Origin of the sequence: Micromonospora sp. HM5-17, from assembly GCF_003762835.1 — a bacterium.
In the GTDB taxonomy this organism is placed as follows: domain Bacteria; phylum Actinomycetota; class Actinomycetes; order Mycobacteriales; family Micromonosporaceae; genus Plantactinospora.
Map to the genome: position 1 here is coordinate 149,706 of NZ_RJWA01000001.1, position 16,040 is coordinate 165,745.

The following is a 16,040-nucleotide window of genomic DNA, read 5'->3' on the forward strand; positions in this document are numbered from 1 at the left end:
CCCCGGCTACCCCGGATGGCTGGAGTCTGAGGCAGCGAGTCTGGCGTACCTCCACAAACGGCTGGCTGCCTGAGGTACTCGACTCCCCGCAACAGCCCCGAAGGGGTGGGTGCCGCGTGACGCGGCACCCACCCCTTCGGTTTGCGGGCGGCGTAGTGTCCAGCCTGGTTACCCGGTCAGCATCCCCGAGCCGAACAGGGCGTTGTTGGCGATGGAGTCGGCATCGCAGCCGAGGCCCGAGAACGTCATACCCCGTAGGCCCTTCGGGAATCCGTTCGGGAACAGGTCGTGCGGCGCCTCGCCGGACATCCGGTCACGCAGCTTCTCGGCGAAACCACCCGGCAGGTTCTCGGGCAGCTTGGGCGCGGCGCCGTTGTTGAGCCCGTCCTGCTGGACGATGGTCGCGGAGAGCGTGCCGTCGTCGGTGAGGACCCCCACCGCCACGGTGTACTTGCCCAGCTCCAGCTCGCTCAGCGTCGTGGACTCCTGCTTGACGACCGGGGTGGCGGACGATGCGACGACCTTCACCTCCGTGCCGTTGGCACCCTTGACGGTGAACCCGTCGCCACCCATCGCGGATGCCGTTCCCATCACCACACCCCGCGACGCCATCAGTCGCGTCATGTCGAGGAAGCCACCCTCGAGCGGGAGGTTGGGCATCCTCACGGCCTTCGGCAGTACCGCGATCTGCTCGGCCGTGACCTCCTTACCCGACTCATCTCCCTGCCCCCGGACCATGACCGCGGTTCCGCTCGTGATGTCGCCGACGCTCCCGGTGACCTGGTGCGTCACCTTCGTGGAGCCGTCCGTGGTTATGGTGATCGTCTTTCCGCTCTCGGTCCGAAGGACCAGGCTGGACCCGTTGATCGCTTCCACGGTTCCTGCGGCGACCTTGAGATCGGCGCACTCGGTGGACGCGACCAGGGTCGCCGCCACCGCCTTGGCGTTCTCCAGGGCGGTGGGGGTCGGCTCACCACCGCCCCGGCCCACGGCGACGAACCCGATGGAGAGCGTCACCGCCGCCACCCCTGCGGCGATGGCGATGAGCCTGGTGCGGCGAATGCCGGCCCAGATGCGCTTCGGTGTACGCCGCGGTGAGCTCGCGTTCAACGCGTTGAGCACGTTGTAGAGAGGCTGCGACGGTGGCGGCAGGTCGACCGGGGCCGCCTGACGCACTCCTGCCGCAACGCTGTGCCACCGGTGCAGCTGCGTCGCGCAGTCGGCGCACTCCGACAGGTGTGCGCGAAACGTGTCGTCCGGCGCCAATCCGTTGATGCGGGCGGCCATTTCCTCGAGGGTGAGGTGGGCAGAACTCGTCATCGCACATGTCCTTCCTCAGCCAAGGCCCGGGCGAGTACGGCCTTGGCCGACGCCAACCGGCTCTTCACGGTCCCGACGGGTATCGCGAGCGCCTCAGCCGTCTCGGCCAAGGTGAGGCCGGCGCCGAACACGAGGTTCAGCACCTCACGGTGAGGCACGCTGAGCTTCTTGACGGCGCTCGCGACCTCCTCGGCTGTTGCCCGCTCGAGCGCCACCTCCTCCGGTCCGGGTTCCCTCGCCGGGTGCTCGACCAGAGCTTCTTGATCAACAAATCTCGCGCGCCGCCGCCGGAACCGGTCGCGGGCCTTCCGGCGGGCGATCGCGATGATCCAGGAACGGACGGACGACAGGCCCCGATAGGAAGCGGCGCCGTGCCAGACCGCGAGCATCGTGTCCTGGAGGATCTCTTCGCTCAGGCCACGGTCGTCCGTGACCAACCTCAGGTGGGCGAGGACCACCCCCGCGTGCCGTTGGTAGAGGGATCCGAGCGCGGATCGGTCACCTGCGGCGATGCGCTGGAGAAGCTGGTCGTCGTACCCGTCAGAACCCATGGCAGGTGGTCCGATCGCCACGGCGGTCGGCTGTAATCCATCTGGTCCCCTCACGTTCCGCATGTGTCCCCTCCAACTGGTACCTCCCGGGAAGACCGCGTCACCTGGTTGGTAGCGGCGTATCGCCGAAAGGTTCGGCGAGTCCCGAAACGGGCTGGGTGACCTCATGACGGGGACCGGTTACCGGTCAGGGAGCCATTCCGGCCGTACGGCGTCGGTTCGGCACTCTCGACCGCCCCGACGCCCGGACACGCACCGCGCGTCCTCGACCAACCGCGCTACGTCTGGTCGCCGACCGTACCGGCGCGGAGGACCCGACGTGGGTGTGGCTCGCTGGCGGGCACGGCTGCCGGGGGACTGTCGGCCCTGGCGGCGAGAATCGCCGGCATGTCCCCCTACCCAGGCCCCACGACCTGACCTCGCTGGTCCTGCGCACGGACTTCACCGACGACACCGCGTGGGACAGGCTGAAGGCAGCGATCGACTCGGCCGACGACGTGTCGGGTGCGACCTACGTCAGCGACCCCGCGTACGCCGGGGTGAGCATCCAGACCCTGGTCGACATCGACGCCGCCGCGAACGAGCGCGACAGGGTGTGCTACCTGTTCCTCGCGGATGCCACCACCATGACCGATGACGAGCAGCGACTGCTCGCCGTCGACCTGTGGGGCGAACCCGGTCGCACCTTCCGGATGCCGCCACACGCGTACGCCGAGGTGTCCGCCAACCTGGCCACCGCGAACATGAGCTTCGAGGAGTTCGCCGACGCAGCCGACCAGTCCGGCACGTATCGAGGCCTCGCCGACGGCTGAGCGACACCCATCAGCAAACCTGTCCGCCGACGAGCTGACGGGCTTACAGGCCGACGCGACGTCCCAGATCGGCCACCCGCTGGCCGACGAACACGCGCGGGTCCCGCAGCGACGCCTCGGTCAGCCCGATCAGGTCGCCGACGTCGCGGACCAGCCACGCCCGGTGCCCCTTGTACGACAGGACCGTGGCCAGCATCTCGTGGTCACCGGTCTCGACCGCCCACGCACAGGCTTGATCGAGTAGCACGTCGGCGTCGGCGTACCGGCCGGCCGCCATGTGCAGCCACGCCGCGAACTGGGCCCACTGGCTGGCAAGGTCGATCATCTCGGCGCGTAGGTCGCCGCGGGATTCGGCCAGCGCCCGGCGTACCACGTCGAGGTGGGTCATGGTGGGGGCGATCAGTGGCGCCGCGCCGATCGCGTCGTCGAGACGACGCTGCTGGGCCAGGATCGTGCGCAGCGCGGCGACGGTAGCTCGGTCGAGCCGCGCCGGCCGGGCACCCGGGCCGCAGCCTCCGGGTCGACCGTGTGCTCCGTGACGAGCGCGGCGATCTGGCCCGCCGGCGCCGAGGGCGTCGTCCAGGCGCCGAGCGACATCAGCGCCACCTGGTCGCTTGCGTCCGGTCTCCAGCTCCCACAGGTAGGTGTGGGTGTGGCGGACGAGCCCGGCGAGCTGTCGGAGGGTGAGGCCGCGCCGTTCCCGTGGCGACGTAGCTCGGCGCCGAAGTGCGGGTCCACGACGATGGCAGGGCGGGCCATGGTGTCTCCCAGGTAGCGGGCTGGGGCGGCGGTCCCCCACGAAACGGCAGGCCCTCCCGCGAGTGAGGGCCTGACCAGCGTCTAAGGAGATCTCGTATGCGCGGAGGGCGTGGGATTCGAACCCACGAGGACGTTGCCGCCCTACCGGTTTTCAAGACCAGCGCCATCGGCCACTAGGCGAGCCCTCCCGTGGCCGCGGTCGCCGACGTCCGACGAGCGCGACCGTGCCTAGTCTGCCACGAGCGCGGCCCGGACGGGTGTCCCGGTCGTCCGGGATACGGGCGGCGTGCGACGGGGTGGCACGCGTGGCGGCCCCCGATCCGGTGAGCGTGACGGCCCCCGATCCGGTAAGACTGTAGGGATGAGGGCGATCACTATCCCCGAACCCGGTGGACCCGACGCGCTGGTCTGGGCGGACGTGCCCGACCCCAGCCCGGGATCGGACGAGGTGGTGATCGACGTACGGGCCAGCGCGGTCAACCGTGCCGACGTGCTCCAGCGCCAGGGCCACTATCCGCCCCCGGCCGGCGCACCGCCGTACCCGGGGCTCGAGTGCGCCGGGGTGATCAGCGCGCTCGGGTCCGACGTGACCGGCTGGGAGGTCGGCCAGCCGGTCTGCGCCCTGCTCAGCGGCGGCGGCTACGCCGAGCGGGTGGCCGTGCCGGCCGGCCAGCTCCTGCCGGTCCCGGCAGGCGTCGACCTGGTCGACGCGGCGGCGCTGCCCGAGGTCGCCTGCACGGTCTGGTCGAACGTCGTCCAACTGGCCCGGCTCGGCATCAGCGAAACGCTGTTGGTGCACGGTGGTGGCAGCGGCATCGGGACCTTCGCGATCCAGCTCGGCGCCGCGCTCGGGGCGACCGTGCTGGTCACCGCCCGGGCCGACAAGCACGACCGGTTGCGCGAGCTGGGCGCCGCGCACGCCATCGACTACACGACCGAGGACTTCGTCGAGGCGACGAAGCGACTCACCGACGGCCGGGGCGCGGACGTGATCCTGGACATCATGGGCGGGTCGTACCTGGGCCGCAACGTGACGGCCCTGGCCACCGGCGGCCGGCTCGTGGTGATCGGGCTCCAGGGGGGCCGCAAGGGCGAGCTCAACGTCGCCGAACTGCTGGCCAAACGGGGCTCGGTGACCGCGACCGCGCTGCGCTCCCGGCCGGCGGCGGAGAAGGCCGCGATCGTCCGGGGCGTCCGCGAGGAGGTGTGGCCGCTGGTCGAGTCCGGCGCGATCCGGCCGATCATCCACCGGCGGCTGCCGATGGCGGAGGCCGCCGAGGCGCACCGGATCATGGAGTCGAGCCACATCGGCAAGGTGCTGCTCACGCTCGACTGACGCACGACACGGTCGTCCGCCGACGCGGCCGGGCTCAGCGCCGGGGCGTCCGCCGGGGAAGCAGCCTGCGCGGTCCCGGCCCCTCGGCCGCCAACCTGTCATCCGGGTTGTAGATGGCGCAGGCGCGCAGCGACAGGCAGCCGCAGCCGATGCAGCCGGACAGCCGGTCCCGCAGCCGGGTGAGCAGCTCGATCTGCTCGTCCAGGCGGTGCCGCCACTGCCGGGAGAGCCGCGCCCAGTCGGCCTTGGTCGGGGTACGGGACTCCGGCAGCGTCTCCAGCGCCGCCCGGATCTCCTCCAACGAGACGCCAACCTGCTGGGCGATTCGGATGAACGACACCCGCCGCACCTCGGCCCGGTCGAAGCGGCGCTGGTTTCCGCTGGTCCGGGCGGCCCGGATCAGCCCGAGACGCTCGTAGTAGCGCAGCGCCGACGGGGCCACCCCGGACCGGGCCGCCAGCTCGCCGATGGTCAGCGTCTCCGGTCGCACGTCGCGTCCACCTCCGCCCTCATGAACTCCCTGCTGCACACGACTTGAGTTGAAGTGAACTTCAACTTGCAGGGTAGCCACATGACGATTTCCACCGCCACGCCGTCCGGCCGCCTGCTCGGGCCGCTGCTGCGCCGCCTGGAGGGCGACGAGAAACACGCGCGGAGCGCATACTCCACACTCGACGTGCTCTGGGTGCTCTACGACCGGGTCCTGCGGGTCTCCCCCGAGACGGTCGACGATCCGGACCGCGACCGCTTCCTGCTCTCCAAGGGACACGGGCCGGCCGCCTACTACGCGGTCCTGGCGGCCAAGGGCTTCATCCCCGAGACCTGGCTCGACGACCTCGCCGGCCCGGAGAGCCGGCTCGGCCACCACCCGGACCGGATGCTGGTGCCCGGGGTCGAGATCGGCAGCGGGTCGCTCGGCCACGGCCTCGGACTCGGCGTCGGGACCGCGCTCGGGCTGCGGGCGCAGGGCCTGACCAGGCCCCGGGTGTACGTCCTGCTCGGCGACGCGGAACTCGACGAGGGCTCGAACCACGAGGCGATCGCGTACGCCGGGGCGACCCAGCTCGCGTCGCTCACCGCGATCGTGATCGACAACCAGTCCGCCACCCACGGCTGGCCGGGAGGGATCGCCAGCCGGTTCGCCGTCAACGGGTGGAGCACCGCCGAGGTCGACGGCCGGGATCACAACGCGCTGGAGCGGGCGTTGACCGCCCACCGGCCGGGTCAGCCACACGCCGTCGTCGCCGTCGTCGAACCGAAGGAGTGACCGAGATGCGGGAAACGTTCGTCGCCAGCGCCACCGACCTGTTGGCGGAGGATCCCCGGACCGCGGTCGTCCTCGCCGACATCTCGGCAGCGCTCTTCGCCCCGGCGGCCCGGCGCCATCCGGACCGGGTGCTCAACGTCGGCATCCGCGAGCAGCTCATGATCGGGGTGGCCGGTGGGCTGGCCCTCACCGGTCTGCGCCCGATCGTGCACTCGTACGCCACCTTCGTCGTCGACCGGACGTATGAGCAGCTCAAGCTCGACCTGGACCACCAGGGCGTGGGCGCCATCGTGGTCAGCGTCGGCGCCTCGTACGACGGGTCCGCCATGGGCCGGACGCACATGTCCCCGGGGGACGTGGCGCTGCTCGACACGCTCTCCGGGTGGACCGTGCACGTGCCGGGGCATCCGGACGAGGTGCCCGGGCTGCTCCGGGCCGCCGCCCGGCACGACGACGCGGTCTACCTGCGGCTCTCCACCCAGGTCAACGACCTGCCCCTGCCCGGGGCGGGCCGGCTGACCGTGGTGCACCAGGGTGGCCCGGCCGCGCCCCTGGTGGTGGCGGTCGGACCGATGCTGCGCCCCGTGCTGCAGGCCGTCGCCGGGCTGGACGTGACGGTCGCGTACACCCACACCCCGCGCCCGTTCGACGTCGCCGGCCTGCGGGAGCTGCTCTCGGGTGAGCCGGGCGGCACCGTCGCCCCGGCCGTGGTGCTGGTCGAGCCGTACCTCGCCGGTACGTCGGCCGCGGTGGTCAGTGCGGCGCTCGCCGACGTGCCGCACCGGCTGCTGGCCCTGGGTGTCGGTCAGGCCGATCTGCGCCGGTACGGCAGCCCGGCCGACCACGCCCGGTGGCACGGTCTGGATCCGGCCGGACTACGCCGGTCGATCACCGCCTTCCTCGGCTGAGGCGGCCGGTTCCGGCCGGGCCGGCCACGGGGGCCGGGTCGGCCGGGACTGCGCGATCGGCGACCGGACCGGCCAGGAGCCGGCCGCGACGGCTGTCGGAGTGCCAGGTCGGGCGGCCGGGAAGAGGTCGGTCGGGAAGACGGCCGGGAAGAGGTCGGCCGCGGACCCGGGTCACCGCGGCGGTGGCCGCGCGACGTGGTGGGACGGGGACGCTCAGCGCTGGCCCGGGGTCTCCCACCGGCGGGTGCGTTCCCGTCCCAGGATCCAGAGCGCCTCGACGCCGTCCTTCCAGGTGATCTTTTTGCCCTCCTCGCGGCCCCGGGCTCGGTAGCTGATCGGGACCTCATACGGGCGGATGCGGCGGCGCAGCAGCTTGCCGGTCACCTCCGCCTCCATCCCGAAGCCCTTGGAGCGGATGTCCAGGGATCGGTAGAGCGAGACCGGCATCAGCTTGAAGCAGGTTTCCAGGTCGCCGATGTAGGAGTTGAACAGGACGTTCGCGGCGGTGGTGACGGCCTTGTTGCCCATCACGTACCAGAAGCTGTAGGCGCTGTGGCTGCCGAACGTCCGATTTCCGTAGACCACGGTCGCCCGCCCGTCCAGCACCGGGGCGAGCAGCTTCGGGATGTCCTGCGGGTCGTACTCCAGGTCAGCATCGAGGATGACCATGTACTCGCCCTCGGCGTGCTCGACCGCGGTCCGGATCGCCGCGCCCTTGCCGGCATTGCGCGGATGGGTAATCACCCGAAGCCGGGAGTCGTCCGCTCGGCCGAGAATCTCTCCGGTACCATCACGGCTACCGTCGTCAACCACGACGAGTTCGATCTCGCACGGGTAGTCGACCGCGAGAGTCTGCTTGATGGCGTCCGCGATGCGTTCTTCCTCGTTGTAGACCGGCATGAGGATCGAGAGCTTCACGGGGATCTCCACGGTGCTGACGACGAATCGGCCCTAGCCTAGCCTGCTGTGCCTGGTGTCAGGCACGGTCGCAGGTCAGCTCGCCGCCCGGCCAGCGCCGTACACCGATGTCGCCGTCGCCCGTCCCCGCCCCGACGTGCCCGGTCGCGCGTGCCAGGGCGGTGACCGGGGGCACAGGCCCCGCGCCGGCGGCGACCACGGGCCGCCTCGACGCCCGGCGCAGGGCGACCCGGGCCGGTCGAAACAGGTCAGACGGCGGCGGGGGTGAGCCGCGACGCCCGGGTGGGCCGGTGCGGGGCGGTGGCCGGAGTCGTCCGGGCCGGCGGGACCGCGCGGGCGTCGCGCGCCGGCACGACACCAGCCGGTACGGCGGGCGGGGCGGCCGGCGCCGTCGAGGGTGCCACCATTCTCGGCCGGAAGACGTGGTTGAAGAGCGCGTCGAGCTGCCACATCTGGCTGGGCCGGTCGACCCGGATCATGAAGCGTTCCCGGACGCCGTCGACCGCGGTCGCGGCGAGTTCGAGCAGGGAGGTACGGGGGTCCGGTGTCCAGGTGACGTTGCTGAGGTGCCGGAGCTCGGTGTTGAGGTGCAGCCGCAACCGCTGGAGCACCCGGCTCTGCTGGGTCACGACCAGCCGTCGGGTGGTGAGCAGCAGCAGGTAGCTGTGCGCCGGCTGTTCTGGACGGATGCAGCGGGCCACCAGGACAGCCGCGTCTGCGGCCTGCACGCAGTTGCGCAGGATCGGCAGGTGCCGGCTCACGGTCAGGCCGGCCACCCCGGTCTCGGCGGCGGCCGGCAGGAGCGTACGGACGAAGACATCCATGCCCGTTTCAACGACACGCCGACGGGGATGACGCGGCCGGACATGGATGAGAATGACTTTATAGAAGTTCCACGATGGTGGCGTTCGCCATCCCGCCGCCCTCGCACATGGTCTGCAGGCCGTACCGGACGCCGTTGTCCCGCATGTAGTGCAGCATCGTCGTCATGATCCGGGCGCCGGAGCCGCCGAGCGGGTGGCCGAGGGCGATGGCCCCGCCCCGGGGGTTGAGCCGGGCCGGGTCGGCCCCGGTCTCGGTGAGCCAGGCGAGCGGAATCGGGGCGAACGCCTCGTTGACCTCGTACACCCCGATCTCCTCGATGCTCAGCCCGGCGCGGCGCAGCGCCTTCGCGGTGGCCGGGATCGGGGCGGTGAGCATCAGCACCGGGTCGGCCGCGGCGACCACGGCGGTGTGGATCCGGGCGAGCGGACGCAGGCCACGTCGGCGCGCCCACTCGGAGGTGGTCACCGCGAGCGCGGCGGCGCCGTCGGAGATCTGCGAGGCGGAACCGGCGGTGACCATCCCGTCGGGCCGGAACGGGGTCGGCAGCTCGGCGAGCCGGGCCAGGCTGGTATCGCGCCGAATCCCCTCGTCGGCGGTGACCTTGGCCCCGTCCGGTACGTCGACCGGAACGATCTCGGGGTCGAAGGCGCCGGCGTCCTGCGCGGCAGCCGCCTTCTCGTGGCTGGCCAGGGCGTACTCGTCGAGCTGGCGTCGGGTCTGCCCCCAGCGCCGGGCGATCAGCTCGGCGCCGACGCCCTGGTTGAACGGCACCGGCGCGTCGGCGGCGAAGCCTTCCTGGCCGCGGTAGCGGTCCCGCACCTGCTCGCCGTAGGGCAGTCCGACCGGGGTGGGGTCGGTGGTCGAGGGCGCGATGCTGCTCCCCATCGGCACCCGGGTCATCGACTCCACGCCGCCGGCGACCACCAGGTCCGCCTGGCCGGAGAGCACCGCCGCGGCGGCGAAGTGCAGGGCCTGCTGGCTCGACCCACACTGCCGGTCCACGGTGGTCCCGGGCACCGACTCCGGCCAACCCGCCGCGAGCACGGCGTTCCGTCCGACGTTCCAGGCCTGCTCGCCGACCTGGGAGACGCAGCCCCAGATCACGTCGTCCACCTCTGCCGGATCGATCCCGGTACGGTCGACGAGGGCCCGGAGGACCTGCGCCGACAGATCCACCGGATGCACTCCGGCCAGCGCTCCCCGGCGCCGCCCGACCGGGGTCCGTACCGCACCGACGATGACCGCGTCCGCCATGTCTACTCCCCAGTAACTTGTCTGCTCCGATCGTACGCCGTCGACGGGCCGGAGGTCTGCCCGGCACCGGCCTGGCATCCTGGAAGCCGTGCCTGGGCAACGGGACGACGAACACCGGGACGACACGCACGAACCCGGTGGCGGAATCGGCGACGGTGGGCCGGGGGACGCCGCACCGTCGCACCTGGACGATCCGGCCGCCCACTGGCGGGTCCGGCCGGCGCTGCCGGTCCTCAAACTGACCGGGGCGGCGCTCCTCGTCGCGCTGGCGCTGCTCCTCGGCGACGGCGATGCGGTGCGGATCGGTGTGGCGATCCTCGCCGCGCTGGGCCTGCTGGCGTGGGGCGTCCGGGACGTGGTGGCACCGGTCCGGCTCGCCGCCGGACCCACCGGGGTGACGGTGATCAGCGGCTACGCCGGCCGGCGGCACCTGCCCTGGGAGGCGATCGAGCGGATCGGCGTGGACACCCGGCCCCGGCTCGGGCTGCGTACGGAGACGCTGGAGCTCGACACCGGGGAGTCGCTGCACCTGTTCGGCCAGTCCGACCTCGGCGACGCGCCGACGGAGGTCGCCGCCGTGCTGCGGCGGATGCGGACGACGTACGCGTCCGGCGGCTTCGCCCGCTGACCGGCGCGCCCGACACCGCCGCCCTCGGTTCAGGACACCCCGTCGGCTCAGGCCAGCAGCGCCGCCGTCCGCATCAGCGTCAGCCCGACCAGCACCAGACCGATCACCACGCCGCCGCCAAGTTGGACCAGCGAGCGTCGGGCCCGGGGGGCGTACGCCAGCACCAGGGCCATCGCCGCGCCGGTGACCATTCCGCCCAGGTGGCCGGCGATGGAGATGCCCGGCACGGCGAAGGTGAAGACGAGGTTCACCACCAGGATCGGGATCACGGTCGAGGTGTCCCGCCCGAGCCGACGCATGATCACGAAGAGCGCGGCGAAGAGCCCGAAGATCGCGGTCGAGGCGCCGGCGGTCGCGGCGGCCGGATTGCTGAACAGGTACGCCGCGACATTGCCGCCCACCCCGGCGACCAGGTAGAGCGCCAGGAACCGCAGCGGGCCGAGGGTCGCCTCCAGGCTGCGGCCCAACACCCAGAGGGCCCACATGTTCATGGCGACGTGCAGGATGCCGTAGTGCAGGAACATCGCGGTGACGAGCCGGTAGTACTCGCCGGCCGCGATCCCCTCCTGCGGCCCGAAGGGCCCGAGCGGTGCCCAGAGGCCGAGCACCGACCCCCACTCCGTCAGCGGGGTCGACCCGCCGAGCAGCCCGCCGAAGCCGGCTCCGGCGACCGCGTCCCCACCCCGGGCGGAGATGATGGAGAGCACCATCAACGCCAGGTTGAGCCCGATGAGCGCCCGGGTGACGTAGCCCAGGCGACCGGCGGCACCGCCGCCGAAGGCGGTGCGCACCGGCCGCGACGTGCGGCGGCCCTCCGCCACGCACTCCGGGCACTGGTGGCCGACCGAGGCCTCGCGCATGCAGTCCGGGCAGATCGGCCGCTCGCACCGGGTGCACCGGACGTAGGTCTCCCGGCTCGGGTGGCGGTAGCAGGCCGGTGTCGTCGGCGGCGACTCGCTCATACCGGCGCTCCGCTCCGCGCCCTACCCCCGTACGCCGTGGCCTCCGGCCGGCCGGTCTGCTCGCTGCGCTCGCTCATGCCGGCAAAGGTACCCGGGATCGGCGTCAGTCGTCCTTTCGCTCGATCACGACGCGCTCGATGACCACGTCCTGGAGCGGTCGGTCCATCGCACCGGTCGGGGTCTTGGAGATCGCCTCGACCACCTTGGCGGACGCCTCGTCGGCGACCTGGCCGAAGATGGTGTGCCGGTTGTTCAGGTGCGGGGTCGGGGCGACGGTGATGAAGAACTGCGACCCGTTGGTACCGGGACCGGCGTTCGCCATCGCCACCAGGTACGGCCGGTCGAAGCGCAGGTCAGGGTGGAACTCGTCGGCGAAGGTGTAGCCCGGGCCGCCCCGGCCGGTGCCGGTCGGGTCACCCATCTGGATCATGAAGCCGGCGATCACCCGGTGCGAGATGGTCCCGTCGTAGTACGGCCCGCTGCCGGGCTGGCCGGTCCGCGGGTCGATGTACTCCCGCGTGCCCTCGGCGAGCTCGACGAAGTTCCGGACCGTCTTGGGCGCGTGGTTCGGAAAGAGCTCCAGCCGGATCGCGCCGGCGTTGGTGTGCAGGGTCGCGTAGATGGCCTTGGCCACGAATACTCCTTCGACATGGTCGCCGGACCGGCCCGTCGACCGGTCAGACGCCTCCGCCGACCCGTGGTGCGGGCCGGCACCGGATTGGTGGTTCCTTGCGGATCCTCCCATGTGCCCGTTCTGCCACTGCGGGCGCACCCGAGGGTGCAGGATGACGAGGGGAGCAACACCCAAGGAGGTGGGGACCGGTGTTTGGATTCGGGGGGCGCACTTCCCACAGGCAGCTCGTCCGGGACGAGCTGGGTGAGAGCCTCGACCACCTGGTACGGGCGGCCACCCACGCCGCGTCGGGGGTCGGGGCGGCGGTAGGACCACGGGCGTACGCCGCCCGGGACCTCCTCTCGCCCACGGCGGCCAGGGTACGGCGTACGGCGTTGGACGGCTGGGGGTCGGCGATGACCCGGCTCGCGCCGCTGGCCGTGGCCGCCGCGGAGGGTGCCCGCCAGGCCGGCTCGGTCGCCCGCAAGGCGAGGTCGAAGAGAGTGAAGAGCATGCGGAAGAAGAACTCGATGATGCGTCGACGCTGGCCGATGCTGACCGGGCTGTTGGTCGCCGGGGCGGTGGCCGGGGCGGTGGGGGCCGTGGCGATGCGCCGGCGGGGGCAGCAGCCGTGGGAGGAGTACGACCCGGCGGCGACGCTCGACGCCGTACGCCGGGACGCCAAGACGATCATGGACAGCTCCGCCGGCGGCTCCCGCGAGCCCGGTTCCCCGACGTCGTCGGTGGAGAAGATGACGGAGCGCGCCACACCCGGGGGCGAGATGACCACCCACGGGACGGCGATGACCGACCGCAAGAAGGCCGCCGCCAAGGGCGGGTCGAAGGCGGACGGCCTGCTCGGCACCGCCGCGGCGCCGAGCAGCGGCAGTTGAGGACCGGGACGCCGGCGCCGGGCGGACGGGATGCCGCCGCCTCGGCGGGACCCCGGGACGGCCGTCGACGGGGCGCCGGGAGAGCACGGCACCGGGACACGGGACGGTGGCGGCGTGGGGCGAGCACGACGACGCCCCACGCCGCGACCCGGAGGCCCCACGCGCGGCTCAGAGCCAGCGGTTACGCCGGAACCAGCGGTAGAGACCGAGGGAGATGGCCAGCATCAGCGCGAGCACCACGGGATAGCCGTACTTCCAGCCGGTCTCCGGCATGAAGTCGAAGTTCATCCCGTAGATCCCGGCGATCGCGGTCCAGACCGCGGCGATCGCCGCCCAGGAAGCGATCTTGCGCATGTCGTTGTTCTGGTCGACGGTCACCTGCGCCAACCGCGCCTGGAGGATGGAGTTCAGCAGGTCGTCGTAGGAGTTGACCTGCTCGACCGTCCGGGTCAGGTGGTCCTGCACGTCCCGGAAGTACCGCCGGATCTCCTCCGGCACCTCGCCGCGGTTCAGCTGGCCGGTGAGCGTCATCAGCGGACGCTGCAACGGGACGACGGCCCGCTTGAACTCGACGATCTCCCGCTTCATCTGGTAGATCCGCTGGATCCGGCCCTGCGCCTGGCGCGCGAAGACCTCGCCCTCCAGCACCTCCAGGTCGTCGCCGACCTGGTCGGTCACCTCCAGGTAGATGTCCACCACCCGGTCCATGACCGCGTACGCCACCGCCCACGGGCCGTGGCGCAGGAGTTCCTTGCGGGACTCGAGATCCGAGCGGACCGGCGCGAGTCGGCAGGCGTCGCCGTGCCGCACGCTCACCACGAAGTCCGGCCCGATGAAGAGCATCACCTGGCCGGTCTCGATCACGTCGGTGTTCTCGGTCAGCTCGCCGTTCCGGACGTAACGGACCGTACGCAGCACCAGGAAGCTGACGTCGCCGAACTGTTCGAGCTTGGGGCGCTGTTCCGCCTTGACCGCGTCCTCGACGGCCAGCTCGTGCAGCCCGTACGTCTCGGCGATGCCGGCCATCTCGGTCAGGCTCGGCTCGTGCAGGCCGACCCAGACGAAGGCGCCGGCCTGCTGTCGGGCCGCCTTCAGCGCGGCGGCGGGGTCCCACGTCCCGGGCTGCCGTACCCCGTCGACGTAGAGGCCGCAGTCGACCACGCTGACGCGGTCGGGGCGGCGGTCCTCCGGGGGCCGCCGTTGGCCCACCTCCGTGTTGAGCATCCGGCTCACCGCCCGGACCGGTGCGGTCCAGGCACGGGGTTTCGTCCGGCCCCGTCCATTGGCGGGCACGTGATCGCGATGGACCTGGTCCGGCATGGTCACCACCCCTCTCTGACCGCACGTCACCGCGCGTTGCAGCGTACGCCGCGAAGTCGAACGCATCGACACACCGTGAGCGGCCGGAGCACCGGGCCGGCGGGCGCGGGTGATGGCGGTCTCCGCCGGGGGAGCGACGCGTGGCTCGGCAAGACGCGTCTGGCTCGGCGGAGGAGCGGCACGGCGAGGCGCTCCGGGCGCCGGGCCGCGGCCGTCGGCCCGCACCGGGGCGTCGTCGGCCGGCGCGGACCCGGCGGCGGAGTCGGCGCCGGGTGGACCGTCCACGTCGGGGGGTGAGGTGCGGACGGCCCACCCGGCACCCTTGGGGGCGGGGGTTTGGTCTCCGGGCTCTCGCGGCGGTCGGGCGGCACTCCGGGGGACGGGACTGCCGCCGGACGCTGTCGACCCTGATGCGAGAGCGCTCGCAGCATTGTGTGCCGCTCACCGGCCGGGAGGAAACCCCGGATCAACAACTGAGCAGTTTTGTCGGATATCCGACACAACCTTCTGGTCAGACATCGGCGTCCGATAGGCCGGCTATCCGCGTACCGCCTCGATCGCCTCGGCGAGCCGGCGGACGCCCTCGTCGATCTGGTCGACCGTCACCGCGGAGTACGCCAACCGTAGGGAGTGCTCGCCCCCCTCGGGCAGGAAGTCACTCCCCTTCACCACCGCCACGCCGCGCTCGGCGGCGGCCGGCACCACCCGGTCCACGTGGACGTCCTCGGGCAGCTCGATCCAGAGGAAGTAGCCGCCGTTCGGCTCGGTGAACCGCACCCCGGGGATGTGCGCGCGGAGCGCGGCGGCCAGGGCGGCGGCGCGCTCGCCGAGCGCCGTGCAGACGGTGCGGATCGAGCGGTCGATGTCGCCGGAGACGCAGAACTGGTGCACGATCGCCTGCGCCACCATGCCGGGCGAGATGTAGAGATTGGTCGCCTGCTTGGCAATGTCGGCGATGAGATCCGCGGGCCCCACCAGGTAGCCGACCCGCAGCCCCGGGCAGACCGTCTTGGTGAAGCTGGAGGCGTGCACGACACGGTTCCCGTCGTCGAGCGCCAGCATCGAGGGGAGCGGTTCGCCCCGGAACCGGATGTCCGCGTACGGGTCGTCCTCGAAGATCGTGAAGTCGTACTCCGCGGCCAGCTCGAGAAGTGCCCGTCGCTTCTCCAGCGACAGGGTCACCCCGGCCGGGTTCTGGAAGTTCGGGATGATGTGGGCCAGCTTCGGGCGGAGTCCGGAGCCGAGGAGGTTTGCCAGCTCGTCGATGTCGATCCCGTCCGGCTGGATCGTGACGGCGTGCACCTTGGTCCCCATCCGCTGCAGGTTCAGCAGCGTCCGGTCGTACGTCGGCCGTTCGACCACGACCTCGTCACCGGGCCGAAGCAGGTGCTGGAACAGGAAGGCGTCGGCCTGCAACGACCCGTTGGTGACCAGGACCTGGTCGACCTCGACACCGTGCTTCTCAGCGATCCACTTCCGCAGGGGCGGGTACCCGACGGAGGTGCCGTACCCGGTGATGCCGGCCGGGTCGGCGTCGAAGGCACGTGCGGCGGCGGCCTTCAGCCCGTCGATGTCGACGATGTCCAGCGACGGCGCCCCACGGGCGAAGGAGATCAGCTGCTCGACAGTCATGTCTACCCAGCGTACGGGCGCTTTCCGGGTCCCGGGCGCAGG

Annotated in this window: 17 protein-coding genes, 1 tRNA gene and 1 pseudogene; 6 read left to right on the forward strand and 13 right to left on the reverse strand. The window is 71.9% G+C overall.

Features of this window, described 5'->3' with window-relative positions; all coding sequences use genetic code 11:
- Window positions 1-168: 168 nt before the first annotated feature.
- Together EF879_RS00715 and EF879_RS00720 are read right to left on the reverse strand one after the other, a co-directional pair.
- Window positions 169-1,320, reverse strand: coding sequence for a DUF5666 domain-containing protein (locus tag EF879_RS00715; RefSeq protein ID WP_148086328.1), 1,152 nt, complete (start codon window positions 1,318-1,320; stop codon window positions 169-171).
- On the reverse strand, window positions 1,317-1,892 hold the full coding sequence (locus EF879_RS00720) for an RNA polymerase sigma factor (protein ID WP_158624085.1): 576 nt from the start codon (window positions 1,890-1,892) through the stop codon (window positions 1,317-1,319). The genes EF879_RS00715 and EF879_RS00720 overlap by 4 nt, the downstream gene beginning before the upstream one ends.
- 302 nt (window positions 1,893-2,194) lie before the next feature.
- Here EF879_RS00720 and EF879_RS00725 point away from each other — a divergent pair, with 302 nt between their 5' ends.
- On the forward strand, window positions 2,195-2,683 hold the full coding sequence (locus tag EF879_RS00725; RefSeq protein WP_123553667.1) for a hypothetical protein: 489 nt from the start codon (window positions 2,195-2,197) through the stop codon (window positions 2,681-2,683).
- Window positions 2,684-2,726: 43 nt separating this feature from the next.
- Here the strand turns inward: EF879_RS00725 and EF879_RS27870 are convergent, their stop codons facing one another.
- The 3 genes and pseudogenes from EF879_RS27870 to EF879_RS00735 form a co-directional block, all read right to left on the reverse strand.
- A complete protein-coding gene (locus tag EF879_RS27870) occupies window positions 2,727-3,071 on the reverse strand; it encodes a hypothetical protein (RefSeq protein WP_233604145.1) in 345 nt (114 codons plus the stop codon).
- A gap of 216 nt (window positions 3,072-3,287) precedes the next feature.
- A pseudogene (locus tag EF879_RS28695) lies at window positions 3,288-3,482 on the reverse strand (helix-turn-helix domain-containing protein); the annotation flags it as partial.
- 61 nt (window positions 3,483-3,543) lie between these two features.
- A tRNA-Ser gene (locus EF879_RS00735) sits at window positions 3,544-3,630 on the reverse strand.
- A 173-nt stretch (window positions 3,631-3,803) separates the two neighbouring features.
- On the opposite strand from EF879_RS00735, the gene EF879_RS00740 reads away from it, so the two are divergent.
- Window positions 3,804-4,778, forward strand: coding sequence for an NAD(P)H-quinone oxidoreductase (locus EF879_RS00740; protein ID WP_123553671.1), 975 nt, complete (start codon window positions 3,804-3,806; stop codon window positions 4,776-4,778).
- 34 nt (window positions 4,779-4,812) lie between these two features.
- Here the strand turns inward: EF879_RS00740 and soxR are convergent, their stop codons facing one another.
- Window positions 4,813-5,268: a redox-sensitive transcriptional activator SoxR gene (gene soxR / locus EF879_RS00745; protein WP_123553673.1), complete on the reverse strand. Its 456-nt coding sequence runs from the start codon at window positions 5,266-5,268 to the stop codon at window positions 4,813-4,815.
- An 81-nt stretch (window positions 5,269-5,349) separates the two neighbouring features.
- On the opposite strand from soxR, the gene EF879_RS00750 reads away from it, so the two are divergent.
- On the forward strand, window positions 5,350-6,045 hold the full coding sequence (locus EF879_RS00750) for a transketolase (protein ID WP_123555166.1): 696 nt from the start codon (window positions 5,350-5,352) through the stop codon (window positions 6,043-6,045).
- Window positions 6,046-6,050: 5 nt separating this feature from the next.
- Window positions 6,051-6,953 (forward strand): transketolase family protein, encoded by a 903-nt coding sequence (locus EF879_RS00755; RefSeq protein ID WP_123555168.1) that lies wholly within the window; start codon window positions 6,051-6,053, stop codon window positions 6,951-6,953.
- A gap of 213 nt (window positions 6,954-7,166) precedes the next feature.
- Here EF879_RS00755 and EF879_RS00760 read toward each other — a convergent pair whose 3' ends face one another.
- The 3 genes from EF879_RS00760 to EF879_RS00770 all read right to left on the reverse strand — a co-directional run bounded on the left by EF879_RS00760 (window position 7,167) and on the right by EF879_RS00770 (window position 9,950).
- Window positions 7,167-7,871, reverse strand: coding sequence for a glycosyltransferase family 2 protein (locus tag EF879_RS00760; RefSeq protein ID WP_123555170.1), 705 nt, complete (start codon window positions 7,869-7,871; stop codon window positions 7,167-7,169).
- A 248-nt stretch (window positions 7,872-8,119) separates the two neighbouring features.
- Window positions 8,120-8,695 (reverse strand): hypothetical protein, encoded by a 576-nt coding sequence (locus EF879_RS00765; protein WP_233604147.1) that lies wholly within the window; start codon window positions 8,693-8,695, stop codon window positions 8,120-8,122.
- Between the two features lie 58 nt (window positions 8,696-8,753).
- Window positions 8,754-9,950, reverse strand: a complete 1,197-nt coding sequence (locus EF879_RS00770) for an acetyl-CoA C-acyltransferase (protein WP_123553675.1) — start codon at window positions 9,948-9,950, stop codon at window positions 8,754-8,756.
- Between the two features lie 184 nt (window positions 9,951-10,134).
- Here EF879_RS00770 and EF879_RS00775 point away from each other — a divergent pair, with 184 nt between their 5' ends.
- Window positions 10,135-10,578: a PH domain-containing protein gene (locus EF879_RS00775; protein ID WP_123555172.1), complete on the forward strand. Its 444-nt coding sequence runs from the start codon at window positions 10,135-10,137 to the stop codon at window positions 10,576-10,578.
- A 47-nt stretch (window positions 10,579-10,625) separates the two neighbouring features.
- Here EF879_RS00775 and EF879_RS00780 read toward each other — a convergent pair whose 3' ends face one another.
- Together EF879_RS00780 and EF879_RS00785 are read right to left on the reverse strand one after the other, a co-directional pair.
- Entirely contained in the window at window positions 10,626-11,540 is a 915-nt protein-coding gene (locus EF879_RS00780) for a rhomboid family intramembrane serine protease (protein WP_123553677.1), read from the reverse strand.
- 103 nt (window positions 11,541-11,643) lie between these two features.
- The gene (locus EF879_RS00785) at window positions 11,644-12,174 is read right to left on the reverse strand and encodes a peptidylprolyl isomerase (protein WP_123553678.1); all 531 of its coding nucleotides are present in this window, start codon (window positions 12,172-12,174) and stop codon (window positions 11,644-11,646) included.
- A gap of 188 nt (window positions 12,175-12,362) precedes the next feature.
- Here EF879_RS00785 and EF879_RS00790 point away from each other — a divergent pair, with 188 nt between their 5' ends.
- Complete coding sequence (locus EF879_RS00790) at window positions 12,363-13,046, forward strand: hypothetical protein (protein WP_123553680.1); 684 nt, start codon at window positions 12,363-12,365, stop codon at window positions 13,044-13,046.
- A 168-nt stretch (window positions 13,047-13,214) separates the two neighbouring features.
- On the opposite strand, the gene corA is transcribed toward EF879_RS00790, so the two are convergent.
- Window positions 13,215-14,366 (reverse strand): magnesium/cobalt transporter CorA, encoded by a 1,152-nt coding sequence (corA, locus tag EF879_RS00795; protein WP_123555173.1) that lies wholly within the window; start codon window positions 14,364-14,366, stop codon window positions 13,215-13,217.
- 537 nt (window positions 14,367-14,903) lie between these two features.
- On the reverse strand, window positions 14,904-15,998 hold the full coding sequence (locus EF879_RS00800) for a PLP-dependent aminotransferase family protein (protein WP_123553682.1): 1,095 nt from the start codon (window positions 15,996-15,998) through the stop codon (window positions 14,904-14,906).
- Window positions 15,999-16,040: the final 42 nt, after the last annotated feature.